General features: G+C 70.5%; 23 protein-coding genes and 1 pseudogene. 3 read left to right on the forward strand and 21 right to left on the reverse strand.

Annotated features, from left to right (window positions below):
• Nucleotides 1–14 precede the first annotated feature (14 nt).
• Complete coding sequence (locus tag BN1701_RS24235) at nt 15–1,274, forward strand: cytochrome P450 (protein ID WP_054052505.1); 1,260 nt, start codon at nt 15–17, stop codon at nt 1,272–1,274.
• 1 nt (nt 1,275) lies between these two features.
• Here BN1701_RS24235 and BN1701_RS24240 read toward each other — a convergent pair whose 3' ends face one another.
• The 7 genes from BN1701_RS24240 to BN1701_RS24265 form a co-directional block, all read right to left on the reverse strand.
• Entirely contained in the window at nt 1,276–1,620 is a 345-nt protein-coding gene (locus BN1701_RS24240; protein WP_054052507.1) for a hypothetical protein, read from the reverse strand.
• 71 nt (nt 1,621–1,691) lie between these two features.
• On the reverse strand, nt 1,692–2,657 hold the full coding sequence (locus tag BN1701_RS24245) for a lysophospholipid acyltransferase family protein (protein ID WP_082860022.1): 966 nt from the start codon (nt 2,655–2,657) through the stop codon (nt 1,692–1,694).
• A 27-nt stretch (nt 2,658–2,684) separates the two neighbouring features.
• Nucleotides 2,685–3,716, reverse strand: coding sequence for an NAD-dependent epimerase/dehydratase family protein (locus BN1701_RS24250; RefSeq protein WP_054052509.1), 1,032 nt, complete (start codon nt 3,714–3,716; stop codon nt 2,685–2,687).
• A 271-nt stretch (nt 3,717–3,987) separates the two neighbouring features.
• Entirely contained in the window at nt 3,988–4,089 is a 102-nt protein-coding gene (locus BN1701_RS34620) for a 30S ribosomal protein bS22 (protein ID WP_018684825.1), read from the reverse strand.
• Between the two features lie 142 nt (nt 4,090–4,231).
• A complete protein-coding gene (locus tag BN1701_RS24255; RefSeq protein ID WP_054056095.1) occupies nt 4,232–4,450 on the reverse strand; it encodes a helix-turn-helix domain-containing protein in 219 nt (72 codons plus the stop codon).
• 144 nt (nt 4,451–4,594) lie between these two features.
• Nucleotides 4,595–5,425, reverse strand: coding sequence for a pyrroline-5-carboxylate reductase (proC, locus tag BN1701_RS24260; RefSeq protein WP_054052511.1), 831 nt, complete (start codon nt 5,423–5,425; stop codon nt 4,595–4,597).
• 23 nt (nt 5,426–5,448) lie between these two features.
• Entirely contained in the window at nt 5,449–6,105 is a 657-nt protein-coding gene (locus tag BN1701_RS24265; RefSeq protein ID WP_054052513.1) for a TetR/AcrR family transcriptional regulator, read from the reverse strand.
• 77 nt (nt 6,106–6,182) lie between these two features.
• Between BN1701_RS24265 and BN1701_RS24270 the strand changes: the two genes are divergently transcribed.
• Nucleotides 6,183–7,178, forward strand: coding sequence for a zinc-binding dehydrogenase (locus BN1701_RS24270; protein ID WP_054052515.1), 996 nt, complete (start codon nt 6,183–6,185; stop codon nt 7,176–7,178).
• 4 nt (nt 7,179–7,182) lie between these two features.
• Here BN1701_RS24270 and BN1701_RS24275 read toward each other — a convergent pair whose 3' ends face one another.
• The 14 genes and pseudogenes from BN1701_RS24275 to BN1701_RS24335 form a co-directional block, all read right to left on the reverse strand.
• The gene (locus BN1701_RS24275) at nt 7,183–8,040 is read right to left on the reverse strand and encodes a thioesterase family protein (RefSeq protein WP_054052517.1); all 858 of its coding nucleotides are present in this window, start codon (nt 8,038–8,040) and stop codon (nt 7,183–7,185) included.
• A 61-nt stretch (nt 8,041–8,101) separates the two neighbouring features.
• A complete protein-coding gene (locus BN1701_RS24280) occupies nt 8,102–9,028 on the reverse strand; it encodes a proline dehydrogenase family protein (protein ID WP_054056096.1) in 927 nt (308 codons plus the stop codon).
• A gap of 175 nt (nt 9,029–9,203) precedes the next feature.
• Complete coding sequence (locus BN1701_RS24285; protein ID WP_054052519.1) at nt 9,204–10,013, reverse strand: sugar phosphate isomerase/epimerase; 810 nt, start codon at nt 10,011–10,013, stop codon at nt 9,204–9,206.
• On the reverse strand, nt 10,010–11,509 hold the full coding sequence (locus BN1701_RS36940) for a hypothetical protein (protein WP_054052521.1): 1,500 nt from the start codon (nt 11,507–11,509) through the stop codon (nt 10,010–10,012). Before BN1701_RS36940 ends, BN1701_RS24285 begins: the two co-directional genes overlap by 4 nt.
• Before the next feature lie 87 nt (nt 11,510–11,596).
• Nucleotides 11,597–12,550 (reverse strand): Ppx/GppA phosphatase family protein, encoded by a 954-nt coding sequence (locus BN1701_RS24295; RefSeq protein ID WP_054052523.1) that lies wholly within the window; start codon nt 12,548–12,550, stop codon nt 11,597–11,599.
• A gap of 16 nt (nt 12,551–12,566) precedes the next feature.
• The gene (locus BN1701_RS24300) at nt 12,567–13,256 is read right to left on the reverse strand and encodes a response regulator transcription factor (RefSeq protein WP_054052525.1); all 690 of its coding nucleotides are present in this window, start codon (nt 13,254–13,256) and stop codon (nt 12,567–12,569) included.
• Entirely contained in the window at nt 13,253–14,458 is a 1,206-nt protein-coding gene (locus BN1701_RS24305; RefSeq protein WP_054056097.1) for a cell wall metabolism sensor histidine kinase WalK, read from the reverse strand. Before BN1701_RS24305 ends, BN1701_RS24300 begins: the two co-directional genes overlap by 4 nt.
• 306 nt (nt 14,459–14,764) lie before the next feature.
• Nucleotides 14,765–15,505, reverse strand: coding sequence for a phosphoglyceromutase (locus tag BN1701_RS24310; RefSeq protein ID WP_054052527.1), 741 nt, complete (start codon nt 15,503–15,505; stop codon nt 14,765–14,767).
• Nucleotides 15,506–15,984: 479 nt separating this feature from the next.
• Nucleotides 15,985–16,863 (reverse strand): DUF4349 domain-containing protein, encoded by an 879-nt coding sequence (locus tag BN1701_RS24315; protein WP_082860023.1) that lies wholly within the window; start codon nt 16,861–16,863, stop codon nt 15,985–15,987.
• Between the two features lie 86 nt (nt 16,864–16,949).
• Nucleotides 16,950–17,462 carry a YbjN domain-containing protein gene (locus BN1701_RS24320; RefSeq protein ID WP_054052534.1) on the reverse strand — a complete coding sequence of 171 codons (513 nt, stop codon included), beginning with the start codon at nt 17,460–17,462 and terminating at the stop codon, nt 16,950–16,952.
• Nucleotides 17,459–18,751, reverse strand: a complete 1,293-nt coding sequence (gene mshA / locus BN1701_RS24325) for a D-inositol-3-phosphate glycosyltransferase (RefSeq protein ID WP_054052535.1) — start codon at nt 18,749–18,751, stop codon at nt 17,459–17,461. Before mshA ends, BN1701_RS24320 begins: the two co-directional genes overlap by 4 nt.
• 92 nt (nt 18,752–18,843) lie before the next feature.
• Nucleotides 18,844–19,425 (reverse strand): hypothetical protein, encoded by a 582-nt coding sequence (locus BN1701_RS24330; protein WP_082860024.1) that lies wholly within the window; start codon nt 19,423–19,425, stop codon nt 18,844–18,846.
• Nucleotides 19,422–19,805: pseudogene (locus BN1701_RS35980) on the reverse strand (alpha/beta fold hydrolase); the annotation flags it as partial. The gene BN1701_RS24330 and the pseudogene BN1701_RS35980, both read right to left, overlap by 4 nt.
• 22 nt (nt 19,806–19,827) lie before the next feature.
• Nucleotides 19,828–20,988 carry an Ig-like domain-containing protein gene (locus tag BN1701_RS24335; protein WP_369800603.1) on the reverse strand — a complete coding sequence of 387 codons (1,161 nt, stop codon included), beginning with the start codon at nt 20,986–20,988 and terminating at the stop codon, nt 19,828–19,830.
• 128 nt (nt 20,989–21,116) lie between these two features.
• Between BN1701_RS24335 and BN1701_RS24340 the strand changes: the two genes are divergently transcribed.
• Nucleotides 21,117–21,848, forward strand: a complete 732-nt coding sequence (locus tag BN1701_RS24340; protein ID WP_054052539.1) for an SDR family NAD(P)-dependent oxidoreductase — start codon at nt 21,117–21,119, stop codon at nt 21,846–21,848.
• Nucleotide 21,849: the final 1 nt, after the last annotated feature.

The following is a 21,849-nucleotide window of genomic DNA, read 5'->3' on the forward strand; positions in this document are numbered from 1 at the left end:
CGTAGTTTGGAGTCATGAAGATCGCTGAGGCCAGGGTCGGAACCCGGCTGACGGTGCAGCGCGCGGTGGTCTGGGCGGTGGCGGCCAGCGGTGACCAGTTGGCCCGACTCGCGGCGGCACCGTGGCGCGACGATCCCTACTCGATCTATGAGCGGCTGCGGTCCGGGCCGCCGATCACCCGCAGCCGCTTCGGCTGGTACGCCGTCACCGGCCACGACCTGTGCTCCCGGATCCTGCGCGACCGCCGCTTCCACGTGCGCTCGGTCGACGGCGTGGAGCCGCAGGTCCTCACCGAGCCGCTGATCCCCGCCGACTACGCGGTCACCCCGACCTTCCTCGAACTCGACGCGCCCGACCACACCCGACTGCGCGCACTGGCCCGGCCCGCGTTCAGTCCCAGCAAGATCGAGGGCTACCGCGCGACGGTCACCAAGACCACCAACGAACTGCTCGACCGCGCGCTCGCCAAGCCCGAGTTCGACCTGATGACCGACTTCGCCGCGCCGCTGCCGATCGCGGTGATCAGCGAGCTGCTGGGAATCCCGGAGGTCGATGCCGACCGGTTCGCGGAATACGGTCGGGCGTTGGGTGCCGCTCTGGACGGGGTGACGTCGCTGCGGCAGGCCCGCGCTCTGCGGGCGGCGACCATGGAGTTGCGGGCGCTGTTCGGCGACCTGATCCAGGAACGGTCGCGTGAGCCGGGACCAGACGTGATCAGCGCGCTGGTCTCGGCGATGGGCACGGGCAAGCTCACCGAGCTGGAGCTGCTCACGACCTGCGAGTTGCTGCTCATCGCGGGCTTCGAGACCACGGCGAACCTGATCGGCAACGGCATGTGGGCCTTCGCCCGGCACCCGGACCAGTGGGAGCGGCTGCGGGCGGATCCGGAGCTGGCGCCGGGCGCGGTCGAGGAGATCCTGCGGTTCGAGTCGCCGGTCCAGATGACCCAGCGGATGCCGCACGAGGAGGTGGAGATCGAAGGCGTTCACCTGCCAACGGACAGCATTGTGGTGCTGCTACTCGGGGCGGCCGGGCGGGATCCGGCGGTCTTCAGCGACCCCGACCGGTTCGACATCGGCCGCCCCGACACCGACCACCTGGCGTTCTCCAGCGGCGTCCACTACTGCCTCGGCGCCCCGCTGGCCCGACTGGAGGCCGACATCGCCCTGCGCGCGCTGGCCGACCGGCTGCCGACTGTCCGTCCACTCGCGACACCCGAGTGGCGGGGCACGACGGTCATCCGCGGCCTAAAGTCGCTGCGTCTGCGTCCCTGAGTTACGCGTGGAGGTCCTTGCGCAGGTCGTCGAGTAGCGCCTGTTCGAGGCTGTGTCGGACGGCGGGATGCCAGATCTGGTCGGCCGACATCGCGGACAGGAAATCGGTGAGCCTGCGCGCGGTGATCGCGCGCAGTTCGCGCCGCCGGGGCACGCCGGGCAGACCCACCTCGACCTCGATCGCCGTGCCGGTCGCGGTGACGGTGACCGCGTGGATCTCGTCGTGCGCCGCGGCGTCGATGATGAGGCCCGCGAGGTGGTCCACGCCGAGCGCCGCGAGTTCGCCGGTGTCGTCGCGCAGCGTGAACGGGATGGTCTGGTCTGCACGCTCCACCGAGAACTCCATGCGGGCGATCCCTCCGGGGTGTCCCTGGAGTGATCGGTCGGTGACGCGGTGCTGTTACGGGTCGCTGAATCTCAGCCCAGGAACGGATTCCCGCGCTGGCTGAGCATCCGGTACAGGGTCTGCTGGATCGTCTCCCGCACCTGGTCGGTCATGTTGAACACCAGCATCGGGTCGTCGTCGGCACCCGCCTCGAAGGTGTCCGTGGCGATGGGTTCGCCGAAGCGGATGTGCCATTTGGACGGCAGCGGGATCGCGCCGAGCGGGCCGAGCAGCGGGAACAGCGGCGTGATCGGGAAGTACGGCAGGCCGAGCAGCCGGGCCAGCGCCTTCAGGTCACCGATCTTCGGATAGATCTCCTCCGCGCCGACGATCGAGCACGGGATGATCGGGGCACCGGTCCGCAGGGCGGCCGAGACGAAGCCGCCGCGGCCGAAGCGCTGGAGCTTGTAGCGGTCGGCGAACGGCTTGCCGATGCCCTTGAAGCCCTCGGGCCACACGCCGACCAGCTCACCGGAGCGCAGCAGTTGTTCGGCGTCGGGGTTGCAGGCCAGGGTTTGGCCGGATTTGCGGGCCAGGGCGCCCAGCAGCGGCACCTGGAAGACCAGGTCCGCGCCAAGCATGCGCAGGTAGCGCTGACGGGGGTGGTTGTCGTGCACGGCCACCGCGGTCATCAGCGCGTCCAGCGGCAACGTGCCGGAGTGGTTGCACACCACCAGCGCGCCGCCGTCGACCGGCAGGTTCTCCACGCCGCTGACCTCGACCCGGAACCAGTTGCGGTAGAGCAGCCGCAGCGGCGGGAGCAGCATGCGCTCGGTGAGGTCGGGGTCGAAGCCGAACTCGTCGACCGGGTAGTCGCCGGTCAGCCTGCGCACCGCGAAACCGAGCGCGTCGCCGATGCCGCGGCGGACGCCGGAGATCGGCGGGTGCTGCCGGGCGGGGTGCAGTGGGGTCGGTTCGACGATCTGGCCGTCGGGACGGGGCGGAACACGATGGGTTCGGTCGGCTCTCTGGAGCGGGATCACGCGGGCTTCCTGCATGCCAAGTGCACCTTCCAACTGCGTATGTCAGGAACGGGTGCCCTGCAACACCCGTCTGCGGGCGGCGGCGAGCAGCGCCGGGGTGAAGACCGGGCGCAGCTTGCTGCCGGAGACGTAGTCGTCGAACGCCTGCCGAGTGGTCCACCGCGGGGTGAAACCGAACTCGGCCTTGAGCCGGGTGGTGTCGAGCACCCGGCCGTAGTTGAGATAGCGGACGTGGTCGGCGGAGAAGTCGACCACCCTGGCCCCCCGCAGCACCCGGCCCACGCTGGGCAGTGCCTGGCGCAGCACCGGCAGCGGCAGCCGACCGGCCCGGCGGATCGCCTGCGACAGCATCAGCACACCGTCGCCCGCCACGTTGAACACACCGGTGACGTCGAGCATCGCGGCCTGTTCCAGCACCGCCAGCGCGTCCTCGGAGTGCAGCAGCTGCATGCGGGCGTCGAACCCGAGCACCGTGGGCACCACCGGCAGCGCGAAGTACCTGGTGAGCACCGTGTCGACATTGGGTCCGATGAGGTTGGCCAGCCGCAGCGTGACCACCGAGACCTCCGGCCTGCGCCGGGCGAACCCGCGCACATAGCCCTCGACCTCGACGGCGTCCTTGGCGTAGCCGGACGAGCCGATGTCCTTGGGGGTGTCGTCCTCGGTGAACACCGCGGGCGAGCGCGCGCTCGCCCCGTACACCGCGGCCGTCGACTTCACCACGAGCCTGCGCAGCGACGGTGCCCGCTGGCAGGCGGCCAGCAGCTGCATGGTGCCGATGACGTTGAGTTCCTTGAGCACGGTCCGCCGCGCGGGGCCCGCCGGGTTGGCCGTGGTGGACGCATGGATGACCGTGTCCACATTGGCCGAGGTGATGACCTTGGCGATGAGCGGGTTGCGGATGTCGGCCCGGACGAACTCGGCCCGGCCCATGGTGCGCACGACGTCCTTGGGCGGCGGAACGGTGTCCACACCGAGCACGCGCTCGATGTCGGGATCCGCCGCCAGCCGGGCGGCGAGGTTGCCGCCGAGATAGCCGCCGACACCGGTGACCAGGACGACCTTTGGCGTCATGGGATGTTTCCCTGGGGATCGGGGCTCGGAATGGCCGACTCTACTCCCGCCCGGAGATCGACTTCGACCAGGCAACAAGCTCTTAACGCAGGGCTCATCCGCCACCCCGGAATTTTATGTCCGTTGCGTTGACCAGCAACGTTGCGTTCAGCCGGTCACCGTGGAGACTGCCGTCACCCTCCTGTTGGCCTGCGGTTACGCCTCTCATCGAACAGGAACGCGACAGCGCCCGCCCTCGGCGAGCCGGGGGCGGGCGCTGTCGTCAATAGAACTACTTCTTCAGTTTGCGACGCTGCACGCGGGTCTTGCGAAGCAGTTTGCGGTGCTTCTTCTTCGACATGCGCTTGCGGCGCTTCTTGATGACAGAGCCCATGTGGGTCCTCAGCTCTCTTGGGGTCGTTCCAGGTGTTCCGGCGCTCCGGTGTGGCGACGTCACGGAACGCACGCCAAAACACCAGGCACAACGAGCATCCAGACTACCCGTCGGCCCAGAGCCGCCAACTGACGGGTGGGGCTCAGCCCGCGTCGAAGTAGGCGTTCTGCAGGTAGTCGTGCACCGCCTTCTCCGGCACCCGGAACGACTTGCCCACCCGCACCGCGGGGAGGTCGCCGTTGTGCACCAGCCGGTACACCGTCATCTTGGACACTCTCATCAGGGTCGCCACCTCGGCCACCGTCAGGAACTGCACCTGCGGTAGTCCGGGCGCGCCCGGGTCACGCTTGTTCACCGGCATGATCACCGCGTCCTTCTACACGCGTCGCGCCGCCGGCTTCCCCACCGACGGATTCGACACGCACGTGCTTCAGTCGAGAGTAGCGGGACTCCTGTGACTAATGCGACGCCACGTTTGGCGCAAATCTGCAAGATGCAGAGTCGATCACCGCTCTTCGTGTTCGCGCCCTAGCTCTCGGGAGCGGTCGCGGGCCGCCTCGATGGCCGCCAGCAGGGCCGCGCGGACCCCGTGTTTCTCCAGCTCGCGGATGGCCATGATGGTCGTCCCGGCGGGCGAGGTGACCGCCTCGCGCAGGGTCACCGGGTGCTCACCGGTCTCGGCCAGCATCGCCGCGGCACCCACCGCGGACTGGATGATGAGCTTCTCGGCAACCGCGCGCGGCAGGCCGAGCAGGATCCCCGCGTCGATCATGGCCTCGACCAGGAAGAAGAAGTAGGCCGGACCGGAGCCCGACAGCGCGGTCACCGCGTCCTGCTGCGACTCGGGCACCCGCACGACCTTGCCAACGGCGCTGAGCAGCTCCTCCACGGTGGCCAAGTGCTCGGGCCGCGCATGCTTGCCGGGAGAGATCGCGCTCATCGCCTCGCCGACCAGCATCGGCGTGTTCGGCATGGCCCGAACGACCGGCACACCTGTGGACAGCCTGCGCTCGAACAGCGCGGTCGGCAGACCCGCGCACAGCGAGACGACCAGGGTGTCGGAGCCGACAACCGGGGCCAGCTCGTCGAGCAGCGGCTCGATGTCCTGCGGCTTGACCGCCACCACCAGCACGTCGGCATCCTTGGCCGCGGTCGGCACGTCGGTGCACCGGATGCCGTAGGTGTTGGTCAGCTCGGCCGAGCGCTCCGGATGGCGCTCGGTGAACATCAGCTCGTCGGCACTGCGGCCCCCGTGCAGCAGCCCGGAAAGCAGTGCCTCACCGATCTTGCCCGCGCCCAGGACCGCGATGGTCGGCCGCGCGTTCGCAGTGGTCATGTCGCAAGGCTAAAGGGACCGGTTCAACTCGGTGCGGTCCCCTCGCCGCCGAGCAGGCCGTGCAGTTCCACCTGGTAGACCATGGCGCCGTCGATGCCCATCATCGTGAACTGGCCGGAGACCTCCAGGCTGAGCACGCCGTGCAGCCGGGTCCAGCCGATCAGCGCGCGGCGAAACGCTGCGGCGGGCACGTCGGCGCCGCTGGCCGCCAGCCAGGCCGCGACCTGCGTGTCCAACTCGACGGGGACCGCGGGGTCGGGCAGTTCGGCGAAGACCGCGGCGAAGGCCGCGAGCGCCCGCTCGGCCGCCTCGACGGTCTGCGGCGGTGCCGCGAAACCGGGCACCGGGGTACCGAACAACAGCAGGTAGCGGTGCGGATCGGCGATCGCCCACGCGCGAAACGCCGCGGCCATGGCACGCAGCCGGGCCGCGGGCTCGGCCTCGACCTTGGCCGCCGCTTCGACCTTGTCGGCCAGGTCGGCGTACCCGTCGGCGATCAGCTCGCCGAGCAGTGCGTCGCGGGAGTCGAAGTACCGGTACAGCGCCGAACCGGTCATCCCCATGTGCTTGGCGATCGCGTTGACCGAGACCGAGGCCGCGCCCGCCGCCGCCACCTGGGCCATGGCCAGCTCCTTGGCCTCGGCCCTGGTGTCCTGGCGATACCGCTCGCGCCTGCTCATTCCAACCCCTCTTGACGCCGACCGAGTAACAGGATAGTTCTTGAGTAATAACCTATGACATAGCGATAGGGTCTCACATGAAGGTACTGAGCGTCGTCACCACTCGGGCGGGCGGCCCGGAGGTCCTGGAACTCAAGACCGCCGAGGTGTCCAGGGACACGAATATGGCGCTCGTGCGGGTCGCGGCCGCGAGCGTGGGAAACGCCGAGATCGACATGATGCACGGCCGGTTCTACAAGCAGCCGCGGTTCCCGTTCGTCGGCGGATATGACCTGGTCGGCACGGTCGTCGACGGCCCAGCCGACCTCGTCGGCACGACCGTGGCCGCCATGCCCCGGCTCGGCGCCTGGGCCAGTCACGTACAACTCCCGGCCGCTGACCTGGTGGCCGTGCCGGACGGGTTGAGCCCGGCCGCGGCCGTCGCGTTGGTGACCAACGGGGTGACGGCCTGGCAGATGGTCCATCGCGTGGCTCGGGTCCGTTCCGGCCAGACGGTGCTCGTGCAGGGCGCGGCCGGGGCCGTCGGCTCCCTGCTGTGCGTCTTCGCCGCGGCCGCGGGCGCCCGGATGATCGGCACCGCGTCCCCAGCCAGGCACGACGAGGTGCGTGCGCTGGGCGCGCACCCGATCGACTACCGCGACAACGTGGCGGCCGCGGTGCGCGCCATCGCCCCGGCTGGGGTGGACGCCGTGTTCGACCACCGCGCCGGAGCCGGGCTGGCCACGCTGTTCGGACTGCTCGGCAGGGATGGAACCCTGGTCGCCTACGGTGCCGACGCCGATACCGGGTCAGGCCCTCCGCTGCGGCCCTACCTCCGGATGCTGGCCTGGTTCGGCCTCCACGACCTGCGCCGGGTCCTCGGGGTCGGCCGGGGCCGCCGCGGCAGGCTCTACAACGTCACGCCTGACCGCCGGTTTCGCGCCGACCTGGCCACCGTCCTCGCCCTGGCCGCGACGGGCGGCATCACCGTGCCGGTCTCGACCTATCCGCTGGCCGACGCGGCGAGAGCGGTCCGCGATCGGCTCGACGGCACGAGCACGGGCAAGCAGGTGCTCCTGATGCCCGACGTGTAAAGGGTCAGCCGATCGCGGATAGGGCTAGCTGACGGGACTGGCACACCAGGCGCCCGGTCGAGTCGACCACGGTGGCGTCGGCGTCGAACCACATGCCGTGCACCGCCTTGGACTCCACCTGGATGCGCAGCCAGCCGGGGGCGGGCCGGGACCGCAGGTGGGCGGTCAGCTGGACCGTCGGCGACCAGCCGAGCCTGCCCAGGTTGAACGTCACCGGCATCGATATGTCGCCCGCGACCAGCGCGAACAGCGGGTCGGCGTGCTCACCGCGCGGCCGGGCCCACAGGCGCAGCCGCAGCGGGTCGCCGATGTGTCCGTGCAGGAAACCCGCGCCGTTGGGGTCCAGGCGCACGTCGCAGACCTCGGTCAGCCGGAAGATCGACGCCGAGGGGACGGTGGAGAGATCGATGGCGTTGCCCGGCGGCTCGGCGGGCTGGTTCGGCAGGTCGGACCAGGCGGCCCGCTCCCTGGGCAGGCGGCCGGTGGTGACCACGCCCTCCACGCAGCTGCGCCCACTCTGTTCGAGGTGGACGGACACGACTGTCGTGCGGCGGCCGGTCTTGCGGATGTCGGTGCGCAGCAGCACCGGACCCACACCGGGCGGGCGCAGGAACTGGGCGCTCACGGCGAGCGGGTCGACCAGCGGCGCCCCCGCGCCGGTGTGGCTCGCCACGGCCGCCCTGGCCAACAGAGCCAGCAGGAAACCGCCATGCGGCCTGCCCCCGACGCTCCACGCCGCCGGGAGGTCGGCGGTGAAGGTGCCGTCCCCCAACGGTCGGACCCGCACCGCCGCGGCGAATGCCCCACCAGCGGGCGCCGGTCCGCCCGCACGCACATCGCCGTGCCCTGTCGCACTACTCATGGGGCACAGCCTGCCACGGCCAGCTACCGGACTCAGCGGCACGCCGCGCCGTGAGCGAAACTCACTTCTTACTCATCAGCGCCCGAAGGAAGAACATCGCGTTGGCCGGACGCTCGGCCATCCTGCGCATCAGGTAGCCGTACCACTGGCCGCCGTAGGGCACATACACCCGGACGGTGTGGCCCTGCTGGGCCAAACGGAGCTGTTCTTCTGGGCGGATCCCGAACAGCATCTGGAACTCGAACTCGCCGGGCTTGCGACCGTGGTGGTCGGCGCGCTCGGCGATGATGCGGACCAGGCGGGGGTCGTGGGTGGCGAACTTCGGGTAGCCCTCGCCCGCGAGCAGTGCGTTGACGCAGCGCACGTAGCTGCGGTCGACCTCGGCGGTCTCGCCGTAGGCGACGGTGTCGGGTTCCTTGTAGGCGCCCTTGCACAGCCGCACGCGCGAGCCCTCGCCGGACAGGCGCACGGCGTCGTCGAGGGTGCGGTGCAGGTAGGACTGCAGAACCGCGCCCACCCACGGCCAACTCACGCGCAGTTCGGCGAGGATGCGCAGGGTGGAGTCGGTGGTGGTGTGGTCCTCCATGTCGAGGGTCACCGTGGTGCCGACGGCCTCGGCGGCGCGACAGATCCGGGAGGCGTTGTCCAGGGCCATGGCCTCGTCGAGGAGCTGCCCGACGGCCGAGAGCTTGACGCTGACCTCGGCCCGGTCGGCGAGGCCTTCGGCGCCGAGCCGGCCGAGCAGGTCGAGGTAGGCCTGCACGGTGGCCTCGGCCAAAGCGGCGTCGGTGGTGTCCTCACCCAGGTAGTCGAGGGTGACGGTGAGACCTGAGTCCACCAGCCGCCGGGTCACGGCGACGGCTTCCTCGGTGGTCTCCCCGGCCACGAAGCGGCGAACCACGTCCCGGCTGACGGGCGCGGTGGCGATGACGCGGCGGATGGTGCCGTTCCCGGCGGCGGCCAGGATCAACGTTCGCAACGGGTTCACGCGCACAATGTACGACCCCGCTCACGGCGAGCACACAGGGGTCCTATCGTCCCACGTCTCGACGGATCGTTCAGTTGTTGAACAAACGAATTGTTGAACAATAAGGGACGGCGGACGGCGACGAGCGGCACCCGGCAGATCGTTCAACAATAGAATTGTCGAACAAGGGGATTGTTCACTTGTCGGACGACGGGCCGGCCAGGTGCAGCCGGGCGAACAGCAGCGACTCCGCCAGGTCCTTGGTTCGCTCGGCGGAACCGCGGGCGCGTCGGGTCGAGATCTCCAAGATCACTTGGCCCTGGAATCCGCGTTCGGCCAGCGACTCGCAGAGGTGGGCGCACGGCTGGTCGCCGCGGCCGGGCACCAGGTGTTCGTCCTTGGACAGGCCACTGCCATCGGCCAGGTGCACGTGGGTGAGCCCGGCCCCCATCCGCTCGGCCAACTCCATCGCGTCGACGTGGGCGGCCGACGTGTGGGACAGGTCCAGGGTGTAGTGCCGGTGGCCGCCGTCGGTCGGGTCGATCGACGGCTTGAATGCCGACATCGCCATCGACCGGCCGCCCACACCACGCCTGACCGGGAACATGTTCTCCACCGCCACCGCGACCCCGCTGCGGTCCTCCAGCTCGGCCACGAGGTCGGGGAAGCAGTCGGCGTAGCGGCGCTGCCAGCGGAACGGCGGGTGGACCACAACGGTCCGCGCGTCGAGGTCCTGCGCGGCCTCGACCGCGCGGCGCAGCCGTTGTTCCGGGTCGGGGGACCAGATCCGCTGGGTGATCAGCAGGCAGGGCGCGTGCACGGCCATGACCGGCACCCCGGCGCGCGCCGACCGGCGGCGCAGGGCGGCGACGTCCTGGCTGAGCGGGTCGGCCCAGACCATCACCTCGACGCCGTCGAAGCCCAGGTCGGCGGCCATGGTGAAGGCGGTCGAGGCGGTCTGCGGCCACACCGAGGCCGTCGACAGCCCGACGGGGATCCTGGTCACCGACCGAGGAGCAGCAGCACCGCGGGCGACACCGTCACCACCAGGCCGACCAGCACGGCCAGCACGGTGGTCTGCAGGTCCTCGGCCCGGCGGATCTTGCGGACGATCAGCACCAAGCCGACGATCACCACGACCGCGGCGATCAGCGCCGCCGCGGGCAGGAAGCCCCACAGCCAGTTGAACCCGAGCCAGACCGCGGCACCACCGACCACGCCGAGCGCGAGCTGCCCGGCCATGATCGCCCACTCGCGACCCGCCGAGACCGGCTCGGCGTCGTCGGCGTCCTCGTCAAGGTCGTCCAGGTCGCGGTCGTCGAGGTCGTCGTCGAGGTCGTCGAGGTCCCGTGGACCCCGGCGGTCGTCGTCGAGGTCGTCGTCGAACCCGTCGCGGTCGTCCAGATCCCGCGCGCCGCGGTCGCGGCGGCCGGAGCCGAGGTCGTCGTGGGCCTGGTAGCCGGTGAATCGGCTCGCGGCGCGGTCGTCGAAGGTCTCGACCTCGTCGAGGAACTCCGGCCGGGGGCCCCGCTGGTCGATCGCGGTCTCGGCCGCGTCGCCGGGGAACTCGCGCGGCGGGCGGGCGGGTGCGGGCGGGAACGTCGGCAGCTGGCCGGTCGGCTGCGGCTTGGGCAGCGCCTGCGACGGCTGCGGCTTCGGCAGCTGTTGCGACGGCTGTGGCTTGGACAGCTGTTGCGACGGCTGCGGGACCGGCAGCTGCTGGGACGGCTGCGGCACCGGCATGGGCTGCGACGGCTGCGGCTTGGACAGCTGCTGCGACGGCTGGGCCGTTGGCAGCGAGCCCGTCGGCTGGACCGGCGGCTTCGGGAGCTGCTGGGAGGGCTGCGGGGTGGCCCGCTGACCCGGCGCCGGGGGCCTGGGCGTGGTGCCCGGGGCGCGGCGCGGCAGCAGCGGCGACCGGCGCGCGCCGCCGAGGCCCGCGGGCGGCTCAGCCGGGTCGGGCGCCTCGGCGGGCACCCGGGGAATCTGTTCGGTGTGGCCTTCGCCGGGCATGGGACGTGAGACCGGGCGCGACAGGCGCCCCGAGTCCTGCACACCACGTGGCGGGTCGACCCTCGGCGGCTCGACGACCCGGGCCTCGACGCGCGGCGGCTCCACCCGAGGCGGCTCCACCCTGGGCTGCTCACCCCTGGGCGGCGCGGGGCGGTGCGGGACGGGCGGCGGCTCCAGGCCGGGCGGGCGGCCGAGCAGCTCCGGCGGCGGGGTCGGCGCGGGCTGGCGGCGCTGCGGGGCGGGCTTGGGTGGCTGGGGCGTGCGGCCCTGCCGGTGCGAGACGCGCTCGTGCGGCCCCTGGTCCTCGGTGATCGGCAGCATCTTGCCGCTGTCGGACATGACCCGCTCGATGATCGCCTGGGGTGCCGTGTCCGACCCGTCCTCCGGCTTGCGACGCCGTCGCCGGGGTGCGCTCTCGCCCGAGCTGCCGCCGTACTTGGCGAGCAACTCGGCTACGGTGCGCTGCTCCGAACCGCCTTCTTGACTCATCCACTCCACCGTGCCCCGTGCGGGCCGATCCGTCCAGTGCCCGCACGCGTTGGCAGGGCCCTCCCGGGTGGGAGGCCCCGACTGATCTCAATCCGAGGTGACAGTGTGGTCCTCGCCGTTCGTCTGGTCCAGCCGCCGCAGGATCACGCCCTCGCGCAGCGCCCACGGCCCGATCTCCAACTCGGGGAGTGACAGTGCTCGCATAGTGGCCTGCGCCACAAGGGCGCCCGCGACGAGCTGATGCGCCCGGCTCGGGCTCACACCTTCCAACTCGGCCAGGTCAGCGGCCGACATCCGCGAGACGAACGCGATGAGCTGGCCGAGCCCGGCCTCAGTGAGGGTACGCCGCACCCGGGGGCCCGACGACGACGGCGCCGACCCGGTCAGCCGGGCCAGGGTGCGGAAGGTCTTCGAGGTCGCGACCACCCGATCGGGTTCTCCGAACTTCGCGACCCGGCGGGCGACCGGCTCCAACTGGTCGGCCAGCCAGGCTGTGGTCTCGTCGATCTCGGCACGGCTGGGCGGGTCATTGGTGAACCGGGTGCGGGTGAGCCTGCCCGCGCCCAGCGGCAGTGACCAGGCGAAATCCGGGTCCTCGTCCATCCCGGCGGCGATCTCCAGCGAGCCGCCGCCGATGTCCAGGACCAGCAGGTTGCCCGCCGACCAGCCGTACCAGCGGCGGGCGGCGAGGAAGGTGTAGCGGGCCTCGTCCTCGCCGGAGAGGACCTCCAGCTCGACCCCGGTCTCCTTGGCCACCCTGGCCAGCACGGCCGCGGAGTTGGTCGCCTCCCGCACCGCCGAGGTGGCGAAGGCCATCATCTCCGCGCAGCCCAGCCGCACCGAGGACTCCTTGGCCGAGGCGACGGTGCGGACCAACTCGTCCGCACCGGCCTTCGACAGCATGCCGGACCGGGTGATGCGCTCCGCGAGCCGCAGCACGGTCTTCTCCGACCGCGCAGGCGTGGGGTGCGCACCCCGGTGGGCGTCCACTACCAGCAAGTGGACGGTGTTCGATCCGACGTCCAATACCCCTAGCCGCACGTCAAGAACCGTACCGTCAGGACTCGAACTTGTACCCGAGGCCACGCACGGTGACCAGGTGCCGCGGCGAGGCGGGGTCCGGTTCGATCTTGGACCGCAGCCGCTTGACGTGCACGTCGAGGGTCTTGGTGTCGCCGACGTAGTCCGCGCCCCACACCCGGTCGATGAGCTGGCCGCGGGTGAGCACCCGGCCCACGTTGCGCAGCAGGTATTCGAGCAGGTCGAATTCCTTGAGCGGCAGGGGGATGTCCTCACCGTCCACAGTGACCACATGCCGCTCGACGTCCATTCGGACCGGTCCGGCGGCGAGCACCTGGGGCAGCAGCTCGCCGTCGCCGCCCGCCTCGCCGCCGCGGCGCAGGACCGCGCGCACGCGAGCGATCAGCTCCCGGGCCGAGTACGGCTTGGTGACGTAGTCGTCGGCGCCGAGTTCGAGCCCGACCACCTTGTCGATCTCGCTGTCCCGCGCGGTCACCATGATCACCGGCACGGCCGAGCGCTGGCGCAGGGCCTTGCAGACATCGGTGCCGCTCATCCCGGGCAGCATGAGGTCGAGCAGCACGATGTCGGCGCCGTTGCGGTCGAACTCCTCCAACGCCTGCTGGCCGGTGGCGGCCACCGCGGCGGTGAAGCCCTCCTTGCGTAGCAGGAAGGCAAGCGGGTCGGCGAAGGACTCCTCGTCCTCGACGATCAGCACTCTCGTCATGCCATTCCTCCGTGATCGGTACCGGCACCGTCGGACTTCGACGGGACCAACGACGCGGCCAGCGACGGGACCGCCGTGCGGCCCGCCCTGCCGTCCGCGCTCTTGATGTCCGCGCCCGCGGTGGCGGGCGGGTCCAGATGCGCGGGGATGCGCAGGGTGAAGGTGGAACCGAGTCCTGGCTTGCTCCACAGCTTGACCTGGCCGCCGTGGTTGGCCGCCACGTGCTTGACGATGGCCAGCCCGAGCCCGGTGCCGCCGGTGGCCCGCGAGCGCGCCTTGTCGACGCGGTAGAACCGCTCGAACACGCGCTGCTGCTCCTCCTCGGCGATGCCGATGCCCCGGTCGGTGACGGCGATCTCGACGTAGCCGTCGACCAGCTTGCGGCTCACCGAGACCGGATTGCCCGGCGGCGAGTAGGCCAGGGCGTTCTCCAACAGGTTCGACAGGGCGGTGACCAGCAGTGTGCGGTCGCCCTCGACCAGCAGCGCGCTGTCGTCGTCGGTGGTCACGTCGATGCCGGTGGACTCCATGACGAGCTGGGCGCGGCCCAGTGCGTCGCGGACGACGGCGTCGACCTCGACGGTGTTCAGCTCGGGCAGCCGTTCGGCGCCCTGCAGCCGCGACAGCGCGATCAGCTCGGTCACCAGGGTGCCGAGGCGGTTGCCCTCGCGCAGGATCTTGGTGGTGAACCGGCGGACCTCGACCGGGTCGTCGGCGGCGTCGAGCACGGCCTCGGCCAGCAGCGCCATCGCGCCGACCGGGGTCTTGAGCTCGTGGCTGACGTTGGCGACGAAGTCGCGGCGGGTGGCCTCCAGGCGGACCGCGTCGGACTGGTCGTCGGCGTCGACCACGGTGAAGCCCTCGCCGAGCGGGCGGACCTCGCCGAGCACGGCCTCCGGGCTGCGGCCGCCGCGCGACTCCAGCGGGGACAGGTCGATCTCGACCACCTCGCCGGTCTCGATCACGAGGTCCGCGGCCTTGCGGGCGCGGTCGTCGACCTGTCGGTTACGGACCAAGCCGAGGGCCTCGGCGCGCGGGTTGTGGATCACCACGTCCCCGAAGTGGTTGAGCACGACGACGCCAGAGTGCGACGAGTGCACCAGGCGCTGAACGAGCTCGGAGACCGTCGGACCGACCGGTCGCCGGATCGCCGACCGGTGCCGGGACCGACCGATCAGGTAACCGACAAGGGCGCCGACCAGCGACGCGCTGATCGACAGGACTACGCAAGCCACGACCACGCACGGATCGTAAGCAGGTAGGGAGGGGTTTGGACCAGTCCGCCGAGCGGTTCAGTGACGGTACTGACATCGATCTGACCGCTTGTTCCGCCCCAGGCCAGGTTTAGTTCACCCGAACGTGTCCTACCAGCCGGTAACCCCGCGTGGTCCCCGCCAGGTGTCATGGGCTGTTCCACCGCCTCTGGCCTCCGGACGGCCAAGAGGCCACCCGCGCGCCAACTAGTGCAGCACTAGCGTCGCGCGGATGGCCTCCGGGTGTCGGGAGGATCAGCGACCTTGGTTCGCCACGGCGGCGATGGCGACCTCGGCGGCGGCCGGGTCGAGGTAGGTGCCGCCGCGGTTGATCGGGGCGAGCGCCTCGTCCAGGTCGTAGCGCAGGGGGATGCCGGTCGGGATGTTCAAACCCGCGATGTCGGCGTCGGAGATCGAGTCGAGGTGCTTGACCAGCGCGCGCAGCGAGTTGCCGTGCGCGGCGACTAGCACGGTCTTGCCCGCCTTGAGGTCGGGCACGATCTCGGCCTCCCAGTACGGCACGACCCTGGCCACGACGTCCTTGAGGCACTCGGTCAGCGGCGCGTCGATGCCCGCGTAGCGCGGGTCGCCGTCCTGGCTGAACTCGCTGCCGGGCTCGATGGGCGGCGGCGGGGTGTCGTAGGAGCGGCGCCAGAGCATGAACTGCTCCTCGCCGTACTCCTCCAGGGTCTGCTTCTTGTTCTTGCCCTGCAGCGCGCCGTAGTGCCGCTCGTTGAGGCGCCAGTCGCGCTTGACCGGGATCCAGTGGCGGTCGGCGGCGTCGAGGGTGAGGTTCGCCGTCGAGATCGCGCGCCGCTGCAGCGAGGTGTGCAGCACGTCGGGCAGCATGTCCGCCGCACGCAGCAGGTGACCACCGCGGGTCGCCTCGGCGACACCCTTGGGGGTGAGGTCGACGTCGACCCAGCCGGTGAACAGGTTCTGGGCGTTCCAGACGCTCTCGCCGTGCCGAATGAGCACCAAGGTTCCAATAGCCATGGGCGTGAGCCTGCCAGATCAGGGGACCGGCGAAGCCGTGAAAGTCGTCTCGCCCGAACATCCTTCCTGGACCGAGGAGCGGCGGGTGTTGGGCCGAACGGTGTATGAGATAGCACACTCCGCCACGGGTGTCCCCCGTTTGGGTTAACAACCAGAGACGACCAGGCGTATCAACGACGCATAGTTGCCTACGCAAGAGATTCCGTGATCAAACAGTTACTTACGGAGAGCTATTTCCACGATCGGCGTAATACCTGGTCTTGTGCCGGTGTCGCAGGTCTGCCAAGTTGACTTCAGCCACGTCGGACCGGCTCCCACGCACTCCCTGGTCCGATGCGGCTCCGCGCGCGGCTCGACTCCCCTGCCGAGCCGCTCGCCCCGACCGATTCGTCCGTGGCCTCCCCCGCCACCGGATTCGGCGGGACGGTCGCGGAGCGGTTCAGATACGACTCCCCCTCGCTGAACCGCCCCGCGACCCCTCAAGACTCCTGCGGCACCACCCGCGCGGCCCGCGTGCGCCGCCGCCACCGCCAGACCACGTACGCGGGAACGCCGATGACCAGCAGGAACGGCAGCGACACCGCGATCATCCTGACGACGAACTCCGCCGCGTCCAAGAACGCGTGCCAGCCGCCGGAGAACGCGCCCGCCACCGTCGGGTCGTCGTCCGTCGGCGCGGGCGCGTCCTTGTCCCGCGACATCCGCAGGGTCACGGTGGACATCGCGACGCTGCCCGCGAGCTTCTCGCGCCGCTTGAGCAGTGACTCCAGGTCGGCCTCGCGCCTGGTCACCTCCGACTCCAACTGCACGACCTCGGAGATACCTGTTGCCTGCCCGAGCAGTGCCCGCACGCGTTCGAGGCTGGCCCGCTGGGTCTGGATCCGGCTCTCCACGTCGACCATCTGCTCGGTGACGTCCTGCGCGGACTGGTTGCGCGACTCCACCTTGCCCAAGCCGGACAGCTCACCGAGGGCGGCGTCGAGCTTGTCGGACGGCACGAACAAGGTCATCGTGGCCGCGTTCGGCCCGACTTCCTCCTCGCCGGTGTAGCCACCGCTCGCGATCGCCACCCCCCGCGCCCGGCTGGTCGCGTCGGCGATGTCGGGGGTGATCAGCCGCAGCGAAGCGGTGCGCACCAGCTTGCGGTCGACCCCGGGCTGGGCGACCTGCTCGGCCTGCTTGGCGGGCTCAGCCGGGCCCGCGCCCGCGCCGCCGCCGGTGTTCGCCGCCTCCGGGGCCACGGCCATGTCTCCCCGCATGGCCGGTGCCCCACCACTCGACGACTCGGACGCGCCACATGCGCTCACGCTCACCGCGGCCGCCACGGCTAACAGCAGTCCCGCCAGACGTCTTCTCATCGAGCCCTCCCAGTCCGATCCGATCAGGTCCAGTCCTGATCAGACGGATTCCGGGCCGCGTTCAGTTGCCGATCCGCTGGTCACGCTTAGGCGTCGTCTGAGACACGCCGCCGTTGCTCAGGCTCCAGCAGGTGCTCGAAGGCCTTCAGATTGGCCAGCGACTCGCCGCGCGAGGTGCGCCAGTCCCACTCGCGGCGGATCGACGTGGCGAAGCCGATCTCCAGGATCGCGTTGAAGTCGCCGTCGGCGGCCTCAAGGACCTGGCCGAGCAGGCGGTCCAGTTCGTCGGGGGTGACCGAGGCCAGGCTGACCCGGCCCAGCAGGTAGATGTCGCCGACGGTGTCGATCGTGTACGCCACGCCGTAGAGCTTGGCGTTGCGTTTGAGCAGATAGCGGTAGACGGCCTCGTGCGCCTCGTCCGGGCGGCGGCAGACGAACGCCTCCACCACCAGACCGTGGTTGCCCACGATCAGCCAGGTGTTGGTCTGCTGCTTCTTGGTGCCGGGCAGGGTGACCAGGAACCGACCCGGTTTCGGGTGGTCGTAGGCCAGCTCCCGCTCATCAAGGGTCTGCTTGATTACCGCATCGAGATCACTCACACCGCAACCTCAGCACGCGTACGCGAGTAGCGCAGCGCGTGGTCGGCATCGATGTACCCGGTGATCAACGCATCGGTCGTGCGATCCCACGAGAACGCGCGGGCGTGCCGGACAGCGCCGACCGCCAGCGTCGTCCGCAGGCCGGGGTCGCGGGCGAGCTTGCCGAGCGCGTCGGCCCAGGCGCCGGTGGCGTGGCCGTGGACGAGCAGGCCCGACCGGCCGTCGGCCACCGCCACCGGCAGGCCGCCGACCGCGGCGGCCACCACGGGGGTGCCGCACGCCTGCGCCTCCAGCGCGACCAGCCCGAAGCTCTCGTTGTGGCTGGGCACGGCGACGACGTCGGCGGCCCGGTAGATCCGCGCCAGCGCCTCGCCGGACTGCGGCGGGAGGAACCGGACCACGTCGGTGATGCCCAGCGCCACGGCCAGGTCTTGCAGCGCGGCGGGCTGCTCCAGGCCGGTGCCCGACGGGCCGCCCGCGACCAGCACGATCAAGCGGTCCCGAGCGATGCCGCCCTGGGCCAGCAGCTCGGCCGCGGCGCGCAGGAGCACGTCGGGGGCCTTGAGCGGCTGGATACGGCCGACGAAGGCGAAGACCACCGCGTCCGGCCGCAGCCCGAGCCACGCGCGGGCGGCAAGGCGGTCGCCGGGGCGGAAACGGTCGAGGTCGACGCCGGGGGCGATGATGTCGACCCGCTCGGGGTCGGCGTCGTAGAGGGAGACCAGCTGCTGGGCCTCGACGTCGGTGTTGGCGACCAGGCGGTCGGCGAAGTCCACGATCTGCTGCTCGCCGATGACCCGCTGCCGCGGCTCGGGGGTGTCGCCGTCGGCCAGCGCGGCGTTCTTGACCTTGGCCAGGGTGTGCGCGGTGTGCACCAGCGGGACGCCCCACCGCTCGCGGGCGATGCGGCCGACCTGGCCGGAGAGCCAGTAGTGGGAGTGCAGCAGGTCGTAGTAGCCGGGCTCGTGCCTGGCCTCGGCGCGCAGCAGCCCGGCGGTGAACCCGCACAGCTCGGCGGGCAGGTCGGCGCGGCTCAGGCCCTCGAACGGGCCCGCGGAGACGTGGCGGACCAGCACGCCGGGGGCCAACTCGGCGACCGGCGGCAGATCCGACGACGTGGCCCGGGTGAAGACCTCCACCTCGATGCCACGATTGGCCATGCGGGTGGCGGTCTCGGTGATGTAGACGTTCATGCCGCCCGCGTCACCGGTCCCCGGCTGCTCCAGCGGCGACGTGTGGACCGACAACAACGCGACCCGGCGCGGCTTGCGCAGCTGAGTAGGAGTCACCCCAGTACACCCCTTCCGCCTGCTCCGTCTCAGGAATCAACGCGGCAGCGTGCCCGGAATTCCTATCGTGACCTATGCCACACCGAGCGGACTCAGTAGAAGACGCACCACTCGGGCTTGGCATAAACCTCGATCGGGAGCACCTGGCCGGGGCTGACCTCGATGTCGAAGACGGCCCGGTCCGCGTCGACGATGCGCGGCTCGCCGACGACCTTGGCGGACGCGGTCTTCGATCCGATGCCGTACACGCCGCCCGCGATGGTCTTCCGGCAGGTCAACGCGATCGCCGCGGCTTCGTCCCTGGTGTTGATCGTCGCGACGAACTTCTCCGCGTGGGCCCGCGCCTGCTCGACCTTGTCCGCGGCCAGCGGCGGCTTGGTCGTCGTCGGCGGCGCTGATGGATCGACGGTCCGCGTCGGTTCGGGGCCTGCCGACAGCTCCGCCAGCAGTCGCTCCGCTTCCTTGACCTTGGCCTGTCGGTCCATCCAGAACAACACCCCGCCGCCTGCCACGAGCAGCACTGCGATCAGGCCCGACGCGATCACCCAGGCCCGGCTCTTGCGCGGCGGCGGCTGCTGCGGCCCGAACGGCGGTTGGCCGTAAGGCTGTTGCCCGTACGGCTGTTGCCCGTAGCCCTGCGGCGGCCCGCCGTAAGGCTGCTGCGGTCCAGTCATGTGATTCCCCCGAGATCAGTGGCTGTCGACCCAGGCAGGCTATCGAGCGGTGACGATGTGCTCACGCACGGCGCCGTTGAACGCGTCCGCGCGCTCGACGAACGGCATGTGCCCGACATCTGACATCCAGACCGCTGTCGCGCCAGGGATGTGCTTGATCGCGTACTCGGCGGCAGTCGGGTCGACGACGGTGTCCTCGGTGCCGTGGACGACGAGCGTCGGGACCTTGACGCCCGCGCGCCGACCAGGACGATCGACGCCACCCCCGAGTCGCCTTCACGCAGGTAGTCGGTGATCACCAGGCCGCCGTAGGACCAGCCGACCAGTGTCACCGGGCCATTGGCCAACGCGAGCACCGCTGCCAGGTCAGCCGCCCAGGCCCGGCGCTCTCGACGAACAAGATCACTTGAGGGCCGACATCTTCTGCCACTGCGGCCAGGAGATCAGCCAGTCGTAGACGTCCGAGGTCGCGGGCATGTTCGCCTGGGACCCGGTGACCTCGACCGGGTCGCCGATGATCGCGCTGTCGAAGTAGGCCTTGGCGTCGACTTCCAGCAGGTTCACGCAGCCGTGCGAGGTGTTGGCCTTGCCGATGTTGGCCCGGTTCTCCTCGTTCTCGTGGATGAACTCACCGTGGTTGGAGAAGCGCACGGCCCACTTCTTCTTGACGTTGGTGTAGCCGTACTGCGGGTTGGAGAAGTCGCCGACCGGCTCCTTGGCCATGACGATCATGGTCCCGTTGGGCGTGTTCAGGTTCGGGTCGGCGTCCTTGCCGTTGCTCGACGGGTAGCTGGCGAACAGCTTGCCGTCGCGGTAGACGTTCATCTTGTGGTCGGGGGTGTTGACCTTCACGACCTGGTTGCGCCCGATGGCGAACTTCGTCGACAGGTCGGCCTTGCCGTACGCGCCGCCGCCGTAGGGCAGGCCGTAGAGCTTGGCGGTCACGGTGACCTTGGTGCCCGATGGCCAGTACACCTTCGGCCGCCAGTCGACCTGCTGGTCGTGCAGCCACGCCCACGAGCCCTCGACCGGCACCGAGGTCTCGACCTTGAGCGCCTTCTCGACGGTGGCCTTGTCGACCACCTTGCCCTCGGGGAACTTGATGCTGATCGGCATCGCGATCCCGACGGTGGCGTTGTCGCCTGGGTTGATCGTCGCGCGTGGGGTCTTGGCAGGCTTGAGGGTGGTGAACGAGCCCTTGAGCTCGACCTTCTTGCCGTCGGTCCCGGTCGCCGACGCGGTGTAGGTGTACTTCTTGGCGAAGCCGAGCGCCTCGTCGGAGGTCCAGCTCAGCTTGTCGGGCGCGACGGTGCCCTTGACCGGCTTGCCATCGTCGTTGGTCAGCGCGACGGCGTCGATGGCGCCCTCGGTGACGGTGATCTTGACGGGTTCGGTGGGCGCGACCTCGGTGGCGTCGGCCGCGGGCAGCGCCACGAGCTTGGCCTTCGGCGGGGCGTCCTGGGCTTGCCCGCTGCCGCTGCCCGGCGTTTCGGACGTGCACCCGACCGCCAGTGCCATGGTCAGGACCAGGATCGCGAGGATCCCCGTCCGAGTGCGTCTCACCGTGTGCCTCCCGCTGTCCAGTGTCGTCCCCATCGATGAGGACGCGCGAGCCGCGGTGGGGTGCGGCACACGCCTGTGTGATGGTGCTCATACCACCCGCACCCGGGGGTGCGGGGAGGATCGGTGCCGTGAACAACCCCATCGCAGTAGTCACCGGCGCCAGCGCGGGCATCGGGGCGGCCACCGCACGGCACCTCGCGGCGGCGGGCTTCGACGTCGTGCTCGGCGCCCGGCGGCTCGACTTGCTCAGCAAGGTCGCCGCCGAGATCAGCGGGCACGCTGTCGAGCTGGACGTGACCGACCCCGCGTCGATCGAGGCGTTCTGCTCCCGCGTCCCAGCCTGCCACGTCCTGGTGAACAACGCCGGTGGCGCACGCGGCCTGGACCGGGTCGACGCCGCCGACGACGAGCGCTGGCAGTGGATGTACGAGGCCAACGTGATGGGCACCCTGCGGATGACCAGGGCCTTGCTCCCCAAGCTGATCGCCTCGGGCAACGGCCACGTGGTGACCGTCACCTCGATCGCCGCGGTCGAGATCTACGACGGCGGCGCGGGCTACACCGCGGCCAAGCACGCCCAGTCGGCGCTGCACCGGACGCTGCGCGGGGAACACCTTGGGCAGCCGGTGCGGTTCACCGAGGTGCTGCCGGGGATGGTCGAGACGGACTTCTCGGTCAACCGGTTCGACGGTGACCTGGAGCGGGCGGACAAGGTCTACGAGGGCATCGTCCCGCTGACCGCCGACGACGTCGCCGACGTGATCACCTTCGCGGTGACGCGGCCGCCGCACGTCAACCTGGACCAGATCGTGATGAAGCCGCGCGCCCAGGCGTCGGCGACGCGGGCCCACCGCGGCTGAA

Origin of the sequence: Alloactinosynnema sp. L-07, from assembly GCF_900070365.1 — a bacterium.
In the GTDB taxonomy this organism is placed as follows: Bacteria; Actinomycetota; Actinomycetes; order Mycobacteriales; family Pseudonocardiaceae; genus Actinokineospora.